This is a genomic window from Bradyrhizobium sp. CB1015 (assembly GCF_025200925.1).
Taxonomy (GTDB): domain Bacteria; phylum Pseudomonadota; class Alphaproteobacteria; order Rhizobiales; family Xanthobacteraceae; genus Bradyrhizobium.
On record NZ_CP104174.1, the window covers coordinates 85,810 to 102,807 of the forward strand.

General features: G+C 65.4%; 16 protein-coding genes and 1 pseudogene. 8 read left to right on the top strand and 9 right to left on the bottom strand.

Going from position 1 to position 16,998, the window contains the following annotated elements; genetic code table 11:
* Positions 1 to 96: 96 nt before the first annotated feature.
* Positions 97 to 516, top strand: a complete 420-nt coding sequence (locus tag N2604_RS00390) for a response regulator (protein ID WP_260373322.1) — start codon at positions 97 to 99, stop codon at positions 514 to 516.
* A complete protein-coding gene (locus N2604_RS00395; RefSeq protein WP_260373323.1) occupies positions 494 to 4,102 on the top strand; it encodes a PAS domain S-box protein in 3,609 nt (1,202 codons plus the stop codon). Before N2604_RS00390 ends, N2604_RS00395 begins: the two co-directional genes overlap by 23 nt.
* A gap of 173 nt (positions 4,103 to 4,275) precedes the next feature.
* Here the strand turns inward: N2604_RS00395 and N2604_RS00400 are convergent, their stop codons facing one another.
* Positions 4,276 to 4,911, bottom strand: a complete 636-nt coding sequence (locus N2604_RS00400; RefSeq protein WP_091897867.1) for a response regulator transcription factor — start codon at positions 4,909 to 4,911, stop codon at positions 4,276 to 4,278.
* Between the two features lie 148 nt (positions 4,912 to 5,059).
* Here N2604_RS00400 and N2604_RS00405 point away from each other — a divergent pair, with 148 nt between their 5' ends.
* Positions 5,060 to 5,362: a hypothetical protein gene (locus tag N2604_RS00405; RefSeq protein WP_260373324.1), complete on the top strand. Its 303-nt coding sequence runs from the start codon at positions 5,060 to 5,062 to the stop codon at positions 5,360 to 5,362.
* A gap of 20 nt (positions 5,363 to 5,382) precedes the next feature.
* Here the strand turns inward: N2604_RS00405 and N2604_RS00410 are convergent, their stop codons facing one another.
* From N2604_RS00410 to N2604_RS00440, 7 genes and pseudogenes are all read right to left on the bottom strand, one after another.
* Entirely contained in the window at positions 5,383 to 5,886 is a 504-nt protein-coding gene (locus N2604_RS00410) for a response regulator (protein ID WP_260373325.1), read from the bottom strand.
* Between the two features lie 142 nt (positions 5,887 to 6,028).
* Complete coding sequence (locus tag N2604_RS00415) at positions 6,029 to 6,346, bottom strand: hypothetical protein (protein WP_036015908.1); 318 nt, start codon at positions 6,344 to 6,346, stop codon at positions 6,029 to 6,031.
* Positions 6,347 to 6,348: 2 nt separating this feature from the next.
* Positions 6,349 to 7,227 carry a protein-glutamate O-methyltransferase CheR gene (locus N2604_RS00420; RefSeq protein ID WP_260373326.1) on the bottom strand — a complete coding sequence of 293 codons (879 nt, stop codon included), beginning with the start codon at positions 7,225 to 7,227 and terminating at the stop codon, positions 6,349 to 6,351.
* 61 nt (positions 7,228 to 7,288) lie between these two features.
* Entirely contained in the window at positions 7,289 to 7,675 is a 387-nt protein-coding gene (locus tag N2604_RS00425) for a response regulator (protein ID WP_128919913.1), read from the bottom strand.
* Positions 7,676 to 7,706: 31 nt separating this feature from the next.
* Entirely contained in the window at positions 7,707 to 8,177 is a 471-nt protein-coding gene (locus N2604_RS00430) for a chemotaxis protein CheW (protein WP_260373327.1), read from the bottom strand.
* Positions 8,178 to 8,209: 32 nt separating this feature from the next.
* On the bottom strand, positions 8,210 to 10,981 hold the full coding sequence (locus tag N2604_RS00435) for a hybrid sensor histidine kinase/response regulator (protein WP_260373328.1): 2,772 nt from the start codon (positions 10,979 to 10,981) through the stop codon (positions 8,210 to 8,212).
* A 426-nt stretch (positions 10,982 to 11,407) separates the two neighbouring features.
* Positions 11,408 to 11,828 (bottom strand): annotated as a pseudogene (locus tag N2604_RS00440) (response regulator).
* 370 nt (positions 11,829 to 12,198) lie between these two features.
* On the opposite strand from N2604_RS00440, the gene N2604_RS00445 reads away from it, so the two are divergent.
* The 4 genes from N2604_RS00445 to N2604_RS00460 all read left to right on the top strand — a co-directional run bounded on the left by N2604_RS00445 (position 12,199) and on the right by N2604_RS00460 (position 14,727).
* Positions 12,199 to 12,909, top strand: a complete 711-nt coding sequence (locus N2604_RS00445; protein ID WP_260373329.1) for a Crp/Fnr family transcriptional regulator — start codon at positions 12,199 to 12,201, stop codon at positions 12,907 to 12,909.
* A gap of 188 nt (positions 12,910 to 13,097) precedes the next feature.
* Positions 13,098 to 13,796: a Crp/Fnr family transcriptional regulator gene (locus N2604_RS00450; protein ID WP_260376400.1), complete on the top strand. Its 699-nt coding sequence runs from the start codon at positions 13,098 to 13,100 to the stop codon at positions 13,794 to 13,796.
* Between the two features lie 156 nt (positions 13,797 to 13,952).
* Entirely contained in the window at positions 13,953 to 14,327 is a 375-nt protein-coding gene (locus N2604_RS00455) for an Hpt domain-containing protein (protein ID WP_260373330.1), read from the top strand.
* A gap of 151 nt (positions 14,328 to 14,478) precedes the next feature.
* The gene (locus tag N2604_RS00460) at positions 14,479 to 14,727 is read left to right on the top strand and encodes a hypothetical protein (RefSeq protein ID WP_036040573.1); all 249 of its coding nucleotides are present in this window, start codon (positions 14,479 to 14,481) and stop codon (positions 14,725 to 14,727) included.
* A gap of 79 nt (positions 14,728 to 14,806) precedes the next feature.
* Here the strand turns inward: N2604_RS00460 and N2604_RS00465 are convergent, their stop codons facing one another.
* Positions 14,807 to 15,421, bottom strand: a complete 615-nt coding sequence (locus tag N2604_RS00465) for a helix-turn-helix transcriptional regulator (protein ID WP_260373331.1) — start codon at positions 15,419 to 15,421, stop codon at positions 14,807 to 14,809.
* A gap of 335 nt (positions 15,422 to 15,756) precedes the next feature.
* Here N2604_RS00465 and N2604_RS00470 point away from each other — a divergent pair, with 335 nt between their 5' ends.
* Positions 15,757 to 16,920, top strand: a complete 1,164-nt coding sequence (locus N2604_RS00470) for a hypothetical protein (RefSeq protein ID WP_260373332.1) — start codon at positions 15,757 to 15,759, stop codon at positions 16,918 to 16,920.
* The last annotated feature ends 78 nt before the right edge of the window (positions 16,921 to 16,998 follow it).

Genomic DNA, 16,998 nt, shown 5'->3' on the forward strand with positions numbered 1-16,998 from the left:
TGCCGGCAGACGAGAATCCGCGCAACAATTTCGAGTTCATTGGCTTGATTTGCGGGTTGGTGGGACTAACCCCATCGACTCCGGAGGATTTCAGACGTGGCCAACACCCTGATCGTGGATGACGATCCGGCCGTCCAGATCACCATCCGGCTGCTGCTGGAACGGGCTGGTCATCAGGTGACGGTTGCCGGGGATGGCCGCAAGGGGCTGGCGCTGTTCGAGGCCAGCCGGTTCGACCTGCTGTTTCTCGACATCTTCATGCCCGGCATGGACGGACTGGAGATGATGCGTCACATTCGGGCGCTCGCCCCGGCCGTTCCGATCGTCGTCATCTCCGGCCGTTCGACCACGCCGGACGCCTATGCGGAGCCGGACTTCCTGAACATGGCGACCAAGCTCGGCGCGGTGGCCAGCCTGCAAAAGCCGTTCCGGCCCGGTGCATTGCTCGCCGTGGTCGCAGATTGCCTGAAGGCCCACGAGCCGGAGGGGCCCGATGTCCGCTCCGGCCGCCGATGACAAGGACACCTCCTCCGCTGCAAGCCAGAAATGGCGCAGCGATAAGGCGGGTCCGGCCAAACTCCCCATGAGAGCAGCAACGACGCTGGCCACGCGGCTGGCCATCGCGATGATCCTGCTGGTGGCGGTTACCGTGGCCGCAGTCGGATGGCTCGGCTATCGCAACACCACACAGGCCGTCATTCCGCGGGTGCTGGAGCGGGTCGAAGCGCAATCGCGCCTGCTCGCGACCAACCTCGAATCCTACGTTGCCGGCGTGCGCGGCGATCTGGTCGGCTATCGCGCCGCAGCGGCGATCAATGGCCTGATCCGCGCTCATACCGGCGGCGGGATCGATCCTGCGGACGGGGTCTCGGAGCAAACCTGGCGCGAGCGTATCGCGGCACGGCTCGCGGCCGAGATCGATGCCAAGCCCATCTACGGGCAGTTCAGGATCATCGGCGTCGACAACGACCAGCGCGAACTGGTCCGGGTCGATCGCTCCGGACCGAACGGAGCAGTCAGGATCGCCCCGGACGGCGAACTGGAGCGCAAGAGCGACCGAACCTATTTTCAGGAAGCCCTACGGCTCGGGCCCGGCGAGATTTACGTGTCTCCCATCGAGCTCGCGACCCGGCAGGGAGGCACGACGGCGCCTCACGCGCCGACTCTGCGGGTCGCGATGCCGCTGTTCACAGCCGACGACAAGCCGTTCGGCATCATCGTCGCCAATATCGACATGCGCCCGGCACTCGACCGGGTTCGCTCCAACGCTACGTCGGGAGGAGAGATCTACGTCGTGGACGCGCGCGGCGACTATCTCGTCCATCCCAACCGGACGCAGGAGTTCGGGTCATCGCGGGGCCATCCGACCGATTGGCGCAAGGACTTTCCGTTCTTCTCAGCGCTGGCCGGCACGTCGGACGTGGCCACGCGGGTCACGACCGATGAGTCGGGCCGGACGAGCGGCGCGGCATTCGCGCCGATATCGCTTGCGAGCAAGGAATGGGTCGCCATCGTCGTGACCGTTCCCCCGTCCGTCTTCGGCCGCGTGCCGGCCGCCATTCAAAAAACGTCCCTGCTCGTCGGCGTGCTGGCCGTTCTCGCCGCGGCTGCGCTCGCTGTGCTGCTGGCGCGCTCGTTGACCCGCCCGATCGGACGGCTGACGGAGGCGGTGCAGGCCATCGGCAGCGGACGTCCCGCGGATATCCCCGTCGATGCCAGCGGCGAGACCGGCGTGCTGGCACGGGCCTTTGCGCGGATGGTGGAGGAGATGCGCGCGAAAACAGCCGCGCTCGAACGGGAGATCGAGGAGCATCGCCGCACCGAGGCCGCACGAAGCCATCACGCGGCGCGCGAGAGCCTGTTCAGTGCCGCGGTGGAATCGTCCGACGATGCGATCGTCATGCAGACGCTCGATGCCGTCATCACGGGCTGGAATCCGGCCGCCGAACGGCTTTACGGCTATACGGCGGAGGAGGCGATCGGCAAGTCCACGTCGATCATTGTCCCGCCCGACCGCCGCGAGCACGGCAAGGACTATCTGCGGCGGATCGCGCGGGGCGAGCCGATCGAACGTTTCGAGACGATCCGCCTGCGCAAGGACGGCACGCCGGTCGAGATTTCGCTCGGCCTGTCGCCGATCAAGGGACCGTCGGGCGAGATCATCGGCGCGTCCGGAAGCGCGCGCAGCCTGACCGAGGCGCGGCGCGCCGAGCGGGCGCTGCAGCACCAGCTCGAGGAGCGGCGGCAGATTTTCGAGACGTCGCAGGACCTGATCATGATCATGGACGCGCGGGCCCATGTCGCGCAGATCAGCCCGAGCAGCGAGACCATTCTCGGCTATCGGCCGGACGAGATGATCGGCCGCAGCGGCGCCGACTTCATTCATCCCGGTCATCTGGAGCAGTCCCGTGCCGAGATGCGCGCAATGCGCCGCGGCGAGCCCGTCAAGCTCGCCGACACGCGCTGCCTCCACAAGAACGGACACGAGGTCTGGCTGTCCTGGCTCGGCAGCTGGTCCGAGCAGGCGCATCGCTTCTTCTTTGTCGGGCGCGACATGACCGAAGCGCGGCTCGCGCAGGAATCGCTGCGCGAGAGCGAGCGGCTCGCCCGCAACATCGTCGAGACCTCGCTCGATGCCTTCGTGCAGACCGACGAGACCGGAAGCATCCTGAACTGGAACTCGCAGGCCGAGCAGCTGTTCGGCTGGCGCCGCAACGAGGTGCTCGGCAAGAGCACGATCGACCTCATCGTGGCCGAGGGCGAACGCGAGAGGGTCAGGGCGGGGCTGAAGCAATTTCTGGCCAACGAGGACGGCCGGATGCTGAACCGCCGCCGCGAGCTGATGTGCCGCCGCCGTGACGGCAAGGAATTCAAGGCCGAGCTGAGCGTCACCGCCCTGAAGCGGCGCGAGGGCCTGCTGTTCAACGTCTTCTACCGCGACCTCACCGACAAGATCGCCGCCGAGGAGCGCATCCGTCACGCCGAGAAGATGGAGGCGGTCGGCCAGCTCACCGGCGGCGTGGCGCATGACTTCAACAACATTCTCACCGTCATCACCGGCACGATCGAGATTCTCGCGGAGGCGGTCGCCAAGGAGCCGCAGCTCGCGGCGATCACGAAGATGATCGACGAGGCCGCAGCGCGCGGCGCCGACCTGACCCAGCACCTGCTCGCCTTCGCGCGCAAGCAGCCGCTCCAGCCGCGCGAGATCGACATCAACTCGCTGATCGTGGACACCGCGAAATTGCTGCGCCCGACGCTCGGCGAGCAGATCCAGATCGAATCGGTATTCGAGGACGAGAATTGCGTCGCGATCGTCGATCCCAACCAGCTCACCACCGCGATCCTCAACCTCGCACTCAATGCCCGCGACGCCATGCCCGGCGGCGGCAAGCTGATCCTGGAAACGGGTGCAGCCTATCTCGACGAGGTCTATGCCAGCGCCAACGACGTGCCGCCGGGGCACTACGTGCTGATCGCCGTGAGCGACACCGGCACCGGCATCCCTGCGAACATGCTGGCGAGAGTGTTCGACCCCTTCTTCACCTCGAAGGGACCGGGCAAGGGCACCGGGCTCGGGCTTTCGATGGTCTACGGCTTCATCAAGCAGTCCGCAGGTCACATCAAGATCTACAGCGAGGAAGGCCACGGCACCACGATCAAGATGTACCTGCCGCCGGGCAAGACGCCGACGGCGGTCGGCGAGGGCGTGACGCCGGCGACGATCGAGGGCGGACAGGAGACGATCCTGGTGGTCGAGGACGACCGGCTGGTGCGGGACTACGTGCTGGCGCAGCTGCATTCGCTGGGTTACGTCACCTTGCAGGCCGCGAACGCCGCCGATGCGCTCGCGATCGTCGCCGCCGGCAAGCCGTTCGATCTCCTGTTCACCGACGTCATCATGCCCGGCAAGATGAACGGACGGCAGCTCGCGGACGAGCTGATGAAGACGCGCCCGGATCTCAAGGTGGTCTACACGTCAGGCTATACCGAGAACGCGATCATCCATCACGGCCGGCTGGATTCCGGCGTGATGTTGCTGGCCAAGCCCTATCGCAAATCGGATCTGGCACGGATCATCCGCAAGGCGCTGAGCGGGTGAAGGCACGTAGCCCGGATGGAGCGCAGCGCAATCCGGGAACAGTCGTGCGGCGCGCAAATCCCGGATTACGCTTGCGCTCCATCCGGGCTACGAAACCGTCGGTGCGGAGAGATGGGCCCCGGCTCAGCGGCGCATCATTTCATGATGCACCGCGTCCGGGGCACGAGACCATGTTACGACGCGCGCTGGGCCGCGGTCATCACGATGCGGATCAGGTCGGCGGCATTGCGCGCGCCGAGCTTCTTCATGATGTTGGCGCGGTGGTCCTCGATGGTGCGCGGGCTGATGCCGAGCGTGCGGCCGGCCTCCTTGTTGGAGGCACCGGAGGCGAACTGCTCGAGCACTTCGCGCTCCCTGCGCGTCAGCGGCTCGCGGCCGGGGAAGTGCAGCGAGCCGAATTTCGGCGACGCGTTCTCCGCCTGCCTGCGTGCATAGGCGCCGATCGCCTCGTCGAGGCGGCCGACGATCTCGCTGCCGCGGAACGGCTTCTCGATGAAGTCGAGCGCGCCGCTCTTGATCGCGCCCACCGCCATCGCGATGTCGCCCTGCCCGGAGATCATGAAGATCGGCGCCGGATAGTCCTCGCCGTGTAACTCCTTCAGGATGTCGAGACCCGACTTTCCGGGAATATGCACGTCGAGCAGGATTGCAGCCGGTGTGCGGTTTCGCGCGACCGAGAGCAGCGCTGCACCGTCGGCAAAACAAATCACCTCATAGCCCGCCGCCTTCAACACCATCGACAAGGTGTCGCGAACGGCAGGGTCGTCGTCGACCACGAAGATTTCACCGCGAGAGCTTTGTTCGGCCATGTGCCACATCCGGTTGGCATGAAGGACTCGCGTCCGCGCCAATCGTTATGGCGCTCGGCGCGGATTCGGCCCACCGTATTTGTACGGGACATGGACTTAACGCACAAGTAGCGGCATCGCGCCTAATTGCACTGGACGGAGAATATCCATGCTAAATTTGGCCGACACGCCGCCTCCCGTCGCAACGCCCGAAGTCGCGAGCCGTGAGCTGATTGCGGCGGACCTTCGCTTGCTGATCGCACAGATCGAGACCAGCATGCGCCGGATCGCCGCAGCCATGGACCAAGAACACGGCAGCGATCCGGAAGGTTCCGCAGATGTCGTCGTGCTCGACGACGTCACGCCCCGCTACGCCAGCGCGAGCGCGGCCCTCAATGCCTGCCGGGCGGGCCTCGGCCACGCCCTACAATGTCTATCGGAATCCGGCAACGCGGCGGACCGCCGCGTCTGAGCGCATGGCAGCTCCGCAAGCTAGGCGCGGTGCCGTTCCACGATCGCGTCGGTGGCGACACCACCCCAGGTGTGAATCGCCGGCAGGCCCATCGCGGTCTTGCCGAGATTGGCGAGGCTGATGCGCAGCGCCGCGAGATCCAGCGGCTTCGGCAGGCTCTGGAGCTCGATCCCGACGGAACGGGCGAAGCTGCGGGCGGCACTGCGGCGCTTGCCGTCCATGCCGCTGATGACGATCACGGAGCCTGCAAACTTCGCGATCGCCATCTCGCGCAGCACGTCGACGCCGTCGCCATCCTCCAGTACGAGATCGAGCGTCACGCAGTCGAAGCGCGCGGCGCGAAGCTTCTCGATCGCGTCCGCCACGGATGGCGCCACGGTGACCTCGTGGCCGGCCTGCTTGGCGGCGACCGTGATCAGGCGGCGCTGCGTGGCGTCGTCGTCGACCACGAGGAGCTGAAGCGCACGCCGCTCGGCGCCGTCGGGCAGGTTTGACGGGATCGGGGAAAGAGAACTTCTGGGCATTACCGTATCCTGACATTGAGAGGGTCAATGGATACACGGCTCGCGCTTAGGCCGCGTAAAGCTGCCGCGAGCAATTGTCTCGGAACTCTTCAGCAAATGTGAAGCAAAGTGTCGGAAAGCGCAGCGACGGCTGCGGGCGGGATCAGGCCGCGGCGTCGTGGCCGCCGGCCGCACCACGCTTCTTCCGGTTCTTGCCGCGCAGGAACTGGATGTCCATTTCGGCGCCGTTGACGCGGACCAGCTCGCAGCGACGATAGGCGAGACCCGTGGACGACAGCAGCAGGAAGAACTCTTTCAGGTTCAAGCCCTGGATCGAGCCCTCCACCGTGAGAACGGCGTCGGTGTCGGAGATCGCGTTGAGCTTGCAGTCGCGCCGCCAGGTGCCGTCGATGGCCATGATGCAGACATCATAACCGCGGCTGAAGGTCACGCGCTCAGCGCCCTTGCCATCCTCGGCCATGATTATCGTCCCGCCACCGCCGCCATGCGCGGCGCCGCACCGGCGAGAGCCGGCTTGGCCGCTGCCGCGCGCGGATCGTTCGGCTTGTAGAGGCCGCGCCGCTCCGGAAGCGGCCGGAACGTGTCGGTCAGCCCAACCACGGTTTCGGCGGCGCCGAGCACCAGGAAGCCGTCGGGCTCGATCTGGCGCGCCAGGCGGTTGAAGATGTTGATCTTGGTGTCCTGATCGAAATAGATCAGCACGTTGCGGCAGAAGATGACGTCGAAGGTGCCGAGCTGGGCGAAATCGTGCAGCAGGTTGAGCTGGCGGTGCTGGATCATCGCCCGCAATTCGGGATTGATCTGCCAGGTCTCGCCGGTCTGCTTGAAATATTTCACCAGCATCTGGATCGGCAGGCCGCGCTGCACCTCGAACTGGCTGTAGACGCCGGCCTTGGCCTTCTCCAGCACCTCTTGCGACAGGTCGGTCGCGATGATCTCGACACGCCAGCCGGTGAGGGCCGCGCCCATCTCCTTCAGGCACATCGCCAGCGAATAGGGCTCCTGCCCGGTCGAGCCGGCGGCACACCAGATGCGCACGCTGCGCTTAGCCGCGCGCGCCTTGATGATCTCCGGCATGATGTGGTCGCGGAAATGATCGAACGGAATCTTGTCGCGGAAGAAGAACGTCTCGTTGGTGGTCATGGCTTCGACCACGTCGGTGATCAGCTGGCGCGAGCCGCCTTGCAGCTTCTGCACGAGCTCGGCGATGCCGGAGAGTCCGGCCTTGCGGGCCAGCGGCAGCAGGCGGCTTTCGATCAGATATTGCTTGTCTGCGGACAGGTCGAGACCGGAATTATCCTTCAGGAACTTACGCAGATACTCGTACTCGGTCGGGGTCACAGATGGCCTCTCGAAAACTGTACTGGAACATTCTGGCCCAAGCACTTTGGGCCAGACACACTCAGACCATGGTCTGTCCGACCGGGATCAAACCAACTTCAGCGAACTTGTCGGCGATGATGTCCTTGTCGAAGGGCTTCATGATGTACTCGTTGGCGCCGCCGCTGAGCGCCTGAGCGATATGAGCCACGTTGTTCTCGGTGGTGCAGAACACCACCTTGGGCTGGTCGCCGCCGGGCAGGCGGCGCATGTGGCCCATGAACTCGAAGCCGTCCATGACCGGCATGTTCCAGTCGAGCAGCACCGCATCGGGCAGCTGCCGCTGGCAGATCTCGAGCGCCTTCGAGCCGTCCTCGGCCTCGGTGACCTCGAACTCCAGACCTTCCAGGATCCGGCGCGCGATCTTGCGTACCACGCTGGAATCATCGACCACCAAACACGTCTTCATTTCGGTTCTCCGGCTTCGATGTTTCGTTGGCTCAGGCAGCCATTTGCGTCTTGGTTTCGAGTTCGAGGACGCGGTCGACGTCGAGGACGACCATGAGCTGGCCGTCGAGGCGGTGGACGCCGCCGGCGAGCTTGGCCATGCGGGGGTCGAGGTTGACGGGGTTTTCTTCCTTGCCGTCCTCGGGCAGGCGCAGCACCTCGCCGATCTGGTCGATCAAGAGGCCGTAGGATTCGCCGCGCAGGTCGACGCCGACCGCCATCGCCGTCTTGCCGTCCTCGTCCTTGGGCAGGCCGAGGCGCGAGCGCATGTCGACCACGGTGACGATGCGGCCGCGCAGGTTCAAGACGCCCGCGATCTCGCGCGAGGCCAGCGGCACGCGGGTGACGCGCTCGGGCATGAACACGTCCTGGACGCGGGAGATCGGCAGGCCGAACAGCTGGCCGCCGATCATCGCGGTGACGTACTCGACCATGGCGCCGTCGCTGGATTGGGTCTTGCTCATCTGCCTATCTCCTGATCCATCCCGCTTAAGATTCAAGCCGCGGCCGCCCGGCTCAGCTCGGAGGCGCCGGCGGCGCCCGCGGTCTGCTCCTTCAGCGCCGCGATCAGACCGGGACGGTCGAACTTGGCGACATAGTCGTGGAAGCCGGCCTGACGGCCGCGCTCGATCGCCGCCGGCGACACCAGCGCCGAGAGGCCGATGATCGGCATCGCGGCGAGATTGTTGTCGGAGCGGATCACTTCGGCGAACTCGAACCCGTTCATGTCGGGCATCTCGATGTCGGTCAGGACCACGTCGAAGCTCTGCGCGCGCAAAGCCGCGAGGCCCTCCTGCGCGGTCGGCGCGGTGCGGACGCGGTAGCCGGCCGCCTTCAGCACCGGCGCCAGCATGTTGCGGAAGAACGCGCTGTCGTCGACCAGCAGCACCGACTGCGAGTGCAGCGACGGCTTCATCTCCTTGCGGGTGAACCAGTCGGCGAACGCCATCGGCAGGAAGTGGCCGACGTCGATCACCTCGGTGGCCTGGCCCTTGATCACGGCCGAGCCGAGGATGCCGGAGGAGGAGCCGCCGACCTCGATGTTGAGCCGTTCCTCGACGATGTCGATGATCTCGTCGACGACGAGGCCCATGGAGCGGCCGTCGTCGGCGAACACCAGGATCGGCTGGGCGCCCTGGCTTGCGATGGTGACGCCTTCCATCGCGACCAGCGGCATCAGCTGCTCGCGGTACTGCACCATGTAGCGGCCGTTACTGAACTCGATCTTGTCGGCGGGCAGCTCCTCCAGGCGCGTGACGAGGCCAAGCGGAACCGCCTTGGGCTGCGACGAGCCGGCGCGGAACACGAGCAGCGAGGTGGTCTGCTCGCCCGAGCCGATGTGATGGGCGCTGTTCTCGTCGCCCATGTCATGGGCCGAGGAGCCGGCGGCGCCGAGCGCCTTGGCAATGCCGTTGGGGTCGATGATCATGATGACCGCGCCATCGCCCAGAATGGTGTTGCCGGAGAACATGTCGATGTGACGCAGTTTCGTCGACATCGGCTTGACCACGATTTCTTCGGTGTGGAACACGCCGTCGACGACGATGCCAAAAGTCTGGCTGCCGACTTGCGTCACCACGATGAAGCCGTTCTCGGGATCGGAGGCGGCGCCGTCGTCGATCTTCAGGAGCTTCTTCAGGTGGATCAGCGGCAGCAGCTTGTTGCGCAGCCTGAGCACCGCGGTGTCCTTGATGCGCTCGATGCGGTGCTCGGAGTTGGCGCGGGCCCGCACCAGCTCGACCACCGAGAGCTGCGGGATGGCGAAGCGGTCGCCGGCGGCTTCGACGATCAGCGCCGAGACGATGGCGAGCGTCAGCGGGATCTTGATGGTGACGCTTGAGCCCTCGCCGGCCACGCTCTTGATGTCGATGGTGCCGCCGATCTGGTCGATATTGGTGCGGACCACGTCCATGCCGACGCCGCGGCCCGAGACCGAGGTGATGGCAGCCGCAGTGGAGAAGCCCGGCGCGAAGATGAACTTGTGGATCTGGGCTTCGCTCATCTTCTCGAGCTCGGCCTCGGTGACGAGACCTGAGGAGAGCGCCTTGGCCTTGATCTTCTCGGTGTTGAGGCCTCTGCCGTTGTCGGCGATGCAGATGATGATGTGGCCGCCCTCGTGATAGGCGGAGAGGCGAATGGTGCCCTGCTCGCCCTTGCCGCTGGCGAGGCGCTCGGCGGGGGTCTCCAGGCCATGATCGGCGGAGTTGCGCACCATGTGGGTGAGCGGGTCCTTGATCAGGTCGAGCACCTGGCGGTCGAGCTCGGTGTCGGCGCCGTGCATCTCGAGCTCGATCTGCTTGCCGAGCTCGGATGAGAGGTCGCGGACGATGCGGGGCAGCTTCTGCCAGGCATTGCCGATCGGCTGCATGCGCGTCTTCATGACGCCTTCCTGCAGCTCGGCGGTGACGTTGGACAGGCGCTGCAACGGCACCTTGAACTCGGTATCCTCGTTGCGGCGGGAGATCTCCAGCAGCTGGTTGCGGGTCAGCACCAGCTCGGAGACCATGGTCATCAGGTGCTCCAGCGTATCCACGTTGACGCGGATCGACTGGTTGGCGATGCGCTCGCCCTCGCCCGCACTCTCGTCGGCCATCGACTTCTTCGGCGCGGCCCTCTCCTTGGCCGGCTTTGCGGCTTCCTTGGCGGCAGGTGCAGCTTCGGCCTTGATCGCAGCCTTGGCAACCGGCGCGGGCACCGGCGCTTCGATCGCGGTCTCGCGGAAGGCGCGCTCGAGCTCGTCGAGCGAGACCTCGCCCGGACGCAGCGGACGCTCCAGGGTCTGCGCGACCAGCGAGCCCGTGGTCATCTCCTTGGCGGGTGCAGCAACAGGGGCTTCCGGCGCCAGCGGCGGCGCATCGGCGACGGGAGTTGAACCTGCGGCCATCGCGGCCATGCCCTGCTCGACCATCGCCTCCAGCTTGTCGATGAGATCGCGGTCGTTCCCCTCCGGCTCGGCCTCGGTTGCCTCCAGCCCAGCCAAAATCTCCTTGATGCGGTCGATCGAGGACAGGATCACCGTCACCGCCTCGGCGGTCACCGGCATGCCGTCACGGAATTTGCCCATCAAGGTCTCGCCGGCATGCGCCAGCGCTTCCAGCCGCGGCAGGCCGAGGAAGCCGCAGGTGCCCTTGATGGTGTGGACCAGGCGGAAGATGTTATCCAGGATCTTGGCGTTGTTCGGCTCCTGCTCGAACTTCACCAGCTGATTGTCCACGGTGTCCAGGCTCTCGCTGGTCTCCGTCAGAAACTCCCGCAACAGATCATCCATGAGCTACGCCTTACTGACCTGGGCCGCAAACGCGACGTCCGAGCCACCCTTGGCACGGACGGACCCCTATCCTGGATCGTTAGACATCCCCTTTCACAGTCCCGTTAATTTCATCCTCCGTGCTACTACGGATATTGAAGAGAAGTTTGCGGTTCTGCTGCATGCTGCAGCGCCTTTCGGCGAAACCGCCTCCGCGCCCGCAACTGAGGAAGCCGCGCGGTAAACGAGCCGATAATTGCGGGACGAGGCGCGTGCGAAAGTCCTGCTCGCGAAGAACGATAGAGCCGGCCCGCAGGCGGTTGGGGCGAGCCGCACGCAGTCGGCGGCGCTATCGTCGCGCGCGTTCTCGGGCGCTGGGGCGATTTGCGCGGTCCACGCTTGAGGTAAACGAAGGGTTACCCCTCGACCGAAGCGGCTCGTGCCGCGCTAACCGAGCCGCACGGCCGCGGCGAGGTCGCCGCGGGGCGATGCTCTGCCAGGCAATCGTTGATGGCGGCGAGCAGCGCGTGCGGCGTGAACGGCTTGCGCAGACAACGCGCGGCGCCGAGCTCCAGCGCCATCCGCAGGAAGTCGGGCGCAGGCGAGTTCAGGTTTGCGAAAGCGTAGCCGGTCATCGCGATCAGCGGAATGACAGGCGCCTGTCGTGGAAAATCCGGATCGATTCGAACCCGCGCATGTGCGGCATGAAGATATCGATGATCATCAGATCGAATTGCTCGTGCTCGAGGGCGCGCAGTCCGGCTTCACCGCCCTCGGCGATCGTCACCCGAAAATTGTTGCGCTGGAGGTAGACCTCGATGGCCATGCACACCATCGGGTCATCGTCGACGACCAGAATATGGCGCAGATCGTCTCGCCCCAATTGAGCTTCCCGTTTCGGCGATTCAACGATTGAACCGTGGGGCACGCCTTTCTCCTTTGCTTGCGATGAGAGATGCAACAAACGTCGTTTGCGGAAGCGGACGAGGCGACGCGAGCCGGCACGATGGCCAGCGCGGATGCAATGCCTTCCAGCTCCTGAGGCCCCCTTGCCGCTTATTCCCGCGTACGCGTTGCAGGACGGCCGCCTCGTCAGCGAATCAGTGTGCGCTTCTTAATTCCGCCGCCTGTCTGCCCTCTAACGGGTATATGGACGACGCCACAACCTTTAGATTAGTATTTGCACGCCGTGCAACTGAGTGCGCCCACCGTCCATCGAATCCGCCGGATCGACCTGCATGACCGTGAGCCGCCCCCCGCCCAATCAGCTGCTGCAACTGCTCGACGCGGCGGATTTGGATCTGCTGCGTCCGCACCTCGCGACGTTCGAAATGGTCAGCAAATCTGTCGTGGGCGAGGTCGGCATTGCGCCGCGACATGTCTACTTCCCGCATGGTGGATCCGTTTCGATCAGGGTGAGCCTGTCCGAAGGACAGACGATCGAAATTGCGATGCTGGGCCGCGACGGCGTCGTGGGGGCTGGTGCGGCACTTGCCGACGGCATCTCGCCGATGGACGCGCTTGTGCTGTTCCCAGGAGTTGCTTCCGTGCTCGAAATCGGGGTCTTCCGCGCGGTCGCGGCGGCGAGCGCGCGGTTTCGCAAGCTGATGGTCCGCCACGAGCAGGTCATGCTCGCGCATGCGCAGCAATCGCTGCTCTGCAATACGTCGCATCCGGTCGAGGCGCGGCTCGCGCGCTGGCTGCTCCGCGCCCGCGACCTGTCCGACAGCCCGATCCTACCGCTGACCCAGGAGGCGCTGGCGCAGATGATCGGCGTCCGCCGCAACGCAATCTCGCTGGTAGCGCATGCGCTGCAGCGGGCCGGCATCATTCGCTACAGCCGCGGCCATATCGAGATCGTCGATGTGCAGGCGCTGCTGACGAGGTCCTGCGGCTGCTATTCGGCGGTGAAGGCCCATCACCTGCGCCTGCTGGGAGCCGTGGCGTGACGGGAGCACGAAGCGATCCCCGTATGCCGAATTGCACGCAGCATCGATGCATCGCCAGGGCCGGACAACTTGTCTCAATTGCCAATAAATCCCGACGCGAAGATGATGGGACTTACCCACGCACGACGTGATACGCGCGTTGCGAATCCGAAGGTGCAGGGGGAACGGTGGAGGCAGCCGTGGAAACGATGATGCGTCCATCCAACGGTTTCCTGTCCGCGTTGTCGGCAGACGATTATGAATTGATCCGCCCGCACCTGCGAACGGTGGATCTGCCCCACGACGCGGTGCTGGTCGAGACCGGCGAGACGCTCAGGCGCGCCTATTTTCCTCACCGCGGCGTCATCTCGCTGGTGGTGGAACTGGCCAAGGGCGAGCATGTGCAAGTCGCCATGATCGGCCGCGACAGCCTGCTCGGGACGCTCGCCATCTTGGGCGATGCGTATGCGTTGAACACCGCCATCGTGCTGGTTCCCGGCGTCGCCTCGGTGGTCGATCTGGACCGCCTGCGCGCGGCCGCCGACCAGAGCAGCGCCCTGCGCACGCAGCTCACGCGCCACGGGCTGGCGGTCTACGCCCAGGTACAACAGACCGCGGGCTGCAACGCCGCCCATCCCGTGGAGTCGCGGCTGTCGCGCTGCCTGTTGCACACTCATGATCTGTCGGGCGAGTCGCGTCTGCTGCTGACCCAGGAGACCATGGCCCAGATGATCGGGGCCCGGCGCAACAGCGTGTCGCTGGTCGCCAACTCGCTGCAGCAGGCCAATGTCATCCACTACAGCCGCGGACACATCCAGATCACCAACCTCGACGGGCTGCGCCAGACGGCGTGCGAATGCTACGCCGCCGTGAAGGCCCAGTACGACCGGCTGCTCGGCCCGCCCTGAACCCTGCGCTCGCTTGGTAAACCGCAGGCTAATGCCGGCCTGCAAACACCGGCCATCCTGCTACCGGAACTGAAATTCGAATGCCGTAGACACGCGACATGCCTCGCGCGCCGACGTGCCGCGCGACGACGAACCGTGATCAAGGCTGGCAAGGCCATGTTTGACGTCACCGTCGCGCCTGCGAAGGCGCTCGATGCCGAACCCGCGCGCGAGCCGCGCGCGTACGAAGCGCTGGTGCGCGAGATCGGCGAGGACGGCGCCGGTGAAGTGCGCCTTGTGTTCTGGAGCGAGACCTGCGCGCGCCTGCAATTGTTCCGCACGCTCTCGCCTGCGCAACACCACGCCAGGATCGCGCGCGAAGCGCATTCGTTGAAGAGCGCGGCCGGAACGTTCGGCTATCTCAGGCTCGCGGCGCTGGCACTGCGGCTGGAGAAAACCGTGGAGCGCCTCGGCGAAGCCGAATTCCACGCGCTCCTGGACCTGATGGATGCCGCCTACGCCGCCGCGTACGCGCAGGAGCCGCAAGGCTAGGCTCGCTTGTGACGCCCTCGTCACGCTACTTCGCGTGAAAAACGCTCCGAACGACCCGCGCGTGCATTCCCGCCGTACTTCTACGGTTTGCGATTTTCACAGATGGCTAATCATAGCTGGCGATAGTCCCGGAAAACCAGGAGGGTTTTCCATGTTCACCTACGAGACCGCAGACCAGAAGGAGGTTCGTCGCTTCCGTATCGCACAGTTCAACGGCCGGATGGCGACGGTGAAGGCCGGCGAATCGACCGTGACCGGTTTCGTGCGCTCGGTGCTGGAGCAGGAATCGAGCATGCCTCCCCGCTGGACCATCACGATCATTCCGAGCGCGCCGAAGGAAGAGATCAAGCCGCTGCGTCCCGCCTCGCGCGCGCGTCCGTTCGCCGAAGACTATTTCTGAGCACCGCGGATTTCCAATCTTTCGAGATGGGTTTCGGCATCTCGTCCGCACCGCCCGACGGCGGCGCAACCGCCCCGCTTCAGTCGATCGAATGCAAGAGCGCCGCACGGACGAGGTCCGCGGTGTTGCGCGCACCGAGCTTGCGCATCGCCTCGGCGCGATGGCTCTCGAAGGTGCGCGGACTGATCTGCATGCGAAGCGCGCCCTGCTTGTTCGAGTAGCCTTCGCTGATCAGCCTCAGCACCTCGCGCTCGCGCTTGGTCAGCCGCTTCTGCCCCGACGGGCCGAGCAGATCGGCGCGCGGCGGCTGCAGCACGCGGGCGGCCTTCGATTCTGCCTCCTCGGTGCTAGACGGGGTCGGCAAGCCGCCCTTGTGAGGGCCGGCGAGCTGCTTGACCAGGCCGCAAACGCGCTCGGTCTGTGCCAGCGCGTTCTCCACCACCCGCTGCAGATAGGCACGATCGCCCGCAGCGGGGACGAGCTGATCGCTGTGATGCTTGATCTCGCCCATGTAGAGCAGCAGGGCGGTCAGGGGGCCGTTGAGCTCGCGGGCGATGGCAGCCGCCATTTCGTCGGCCGCCCTCGCACGAACGGCGCTCAGGCGGACGAAATCGGGCTCTTCAGCTGAAGCAGCGCTGCTTTCGTGCCATTCCGATGGCCGCGAATCGGTGGCCGTATCATTCTGTGACCCCATGTCACCCGTTTAGCGGAACCGGGGCGGGTCTGTGGTTAACTTTCTGCTCCGTAAGACTACGGTGATTTAGGCCCTTTTGCGCTAAAATGACGACTTCGGCACAATTTGTGCTTGCGCGACGCCGCACGCGACCATGTAGCGGTTGAGTTTTCTGCCGAAAACCTGGTCTGGGACGCGGAAAGCTCCTCGGCGGTCGCCTTGCTCCGACATCGGTCCCCCGGATTTTACGGATTAATTAACGGCGACTTGCTTCTCTAGGGAGGTTGAGAGCGCGCAAATGCCTCCACGCATTGGGCCCGCAAGCCCGCGGGCCACGCTGCGAAAGATTGCGTGCCATGAACGAGATCGATCGGCTGTCGGAATTTCTGCAGAGGCTGACGCCGCTGTCGCGCAGCTGTCTGCTCAGCGAGCTCGAGCGGCTCGAGCTGTGCGGCATCGACATGCCGGGTTCGGCCGACATCCAGGCGCGCTTGCGCGCCGAATTCCGCAAGGACGGATCGACCCAGGCGCGCGCCACCAGCCCGTCGCGCTATTTCTTCGCGCCGCTCGAACTGCTGCTGATCGACGGCGCGCCCGAGCACGCCAACATGGGGCGGATCTCGCGCAACACCCTCACCCCGATCTGGGAATGGATCTGCCGCGACCTGCTGCCGACCATGGCCCGCGACTACATCAAGGCGATCAACGACCAGGTCGCGGCCAACAACCCGAAGGAAGTGCAGAAGATCGCCTCGACCTTCCAGACCAAGGTCGTCAAGGTCCTCGAGAGCACCCTCAACTCGCCCGAGAGCGCCGAATCCGCGCGTGCCAAGCTCGCGCAATATACGGCCTCGCGCACCGCCTTCGACGACGTCGTGAAGATGCTGCAAGTGTTGCGCGCCGGCGATGCGCTACCGAAGTTCAACGAGAAGCTGCCCGAGAAGATCGCAAAGTTCGACGACGGCCAGGTCGCCCAGATCACCGCGCAGCTCGACGCCTTCAAGAAGGCCCATCCCCAGGCACTGCCCTTCGCGCTGGCGCTGGTGGCGCGACGCCTGAAGACGTCGTGGCAATTGGTGCGGCTTGCCACCAGGGCTGCTGCGAGCAAGGCCGCCGCAGACGTCGCCGCCACACCCTATGCCTGCGTCGTGCCCATGGTCCTCGACCGGCTCGACGACAAGCGCCTCGCGCTTCGTGTCGCACTCCGGCACAACCGGGTGCTGATCGCCCGCGACCTGCTCGCCGAAATCTATGACACCGAATATGCGCTCAAGGTCCGCATCGACGGCATCGAGCATTGCGAATGGGGCGTCCGCCTCCAGCAATTGATGGACGCGATCGCGGCGCTGGTCTCCGCCGAGGTGAGCCGCTTCCCCTCGAATGTCGGCCACATTCTCGGCTCGCGGCGGCTGCGCAGCCACGATACGCTCGGCGGCAAGCTGACCTATCTGGCCTGGAAGGGACGTGACGCGATGCAGGACGGAGCGGCGGCGTTCCGCAAATTGATCGGACAGACCTAAGCGCGCCGGACCAGGATTCAGCCGATCGCATCGCGCTTCAGTTCGGCACGCGCGGCAGACACAGGAAGCGATCGAGAA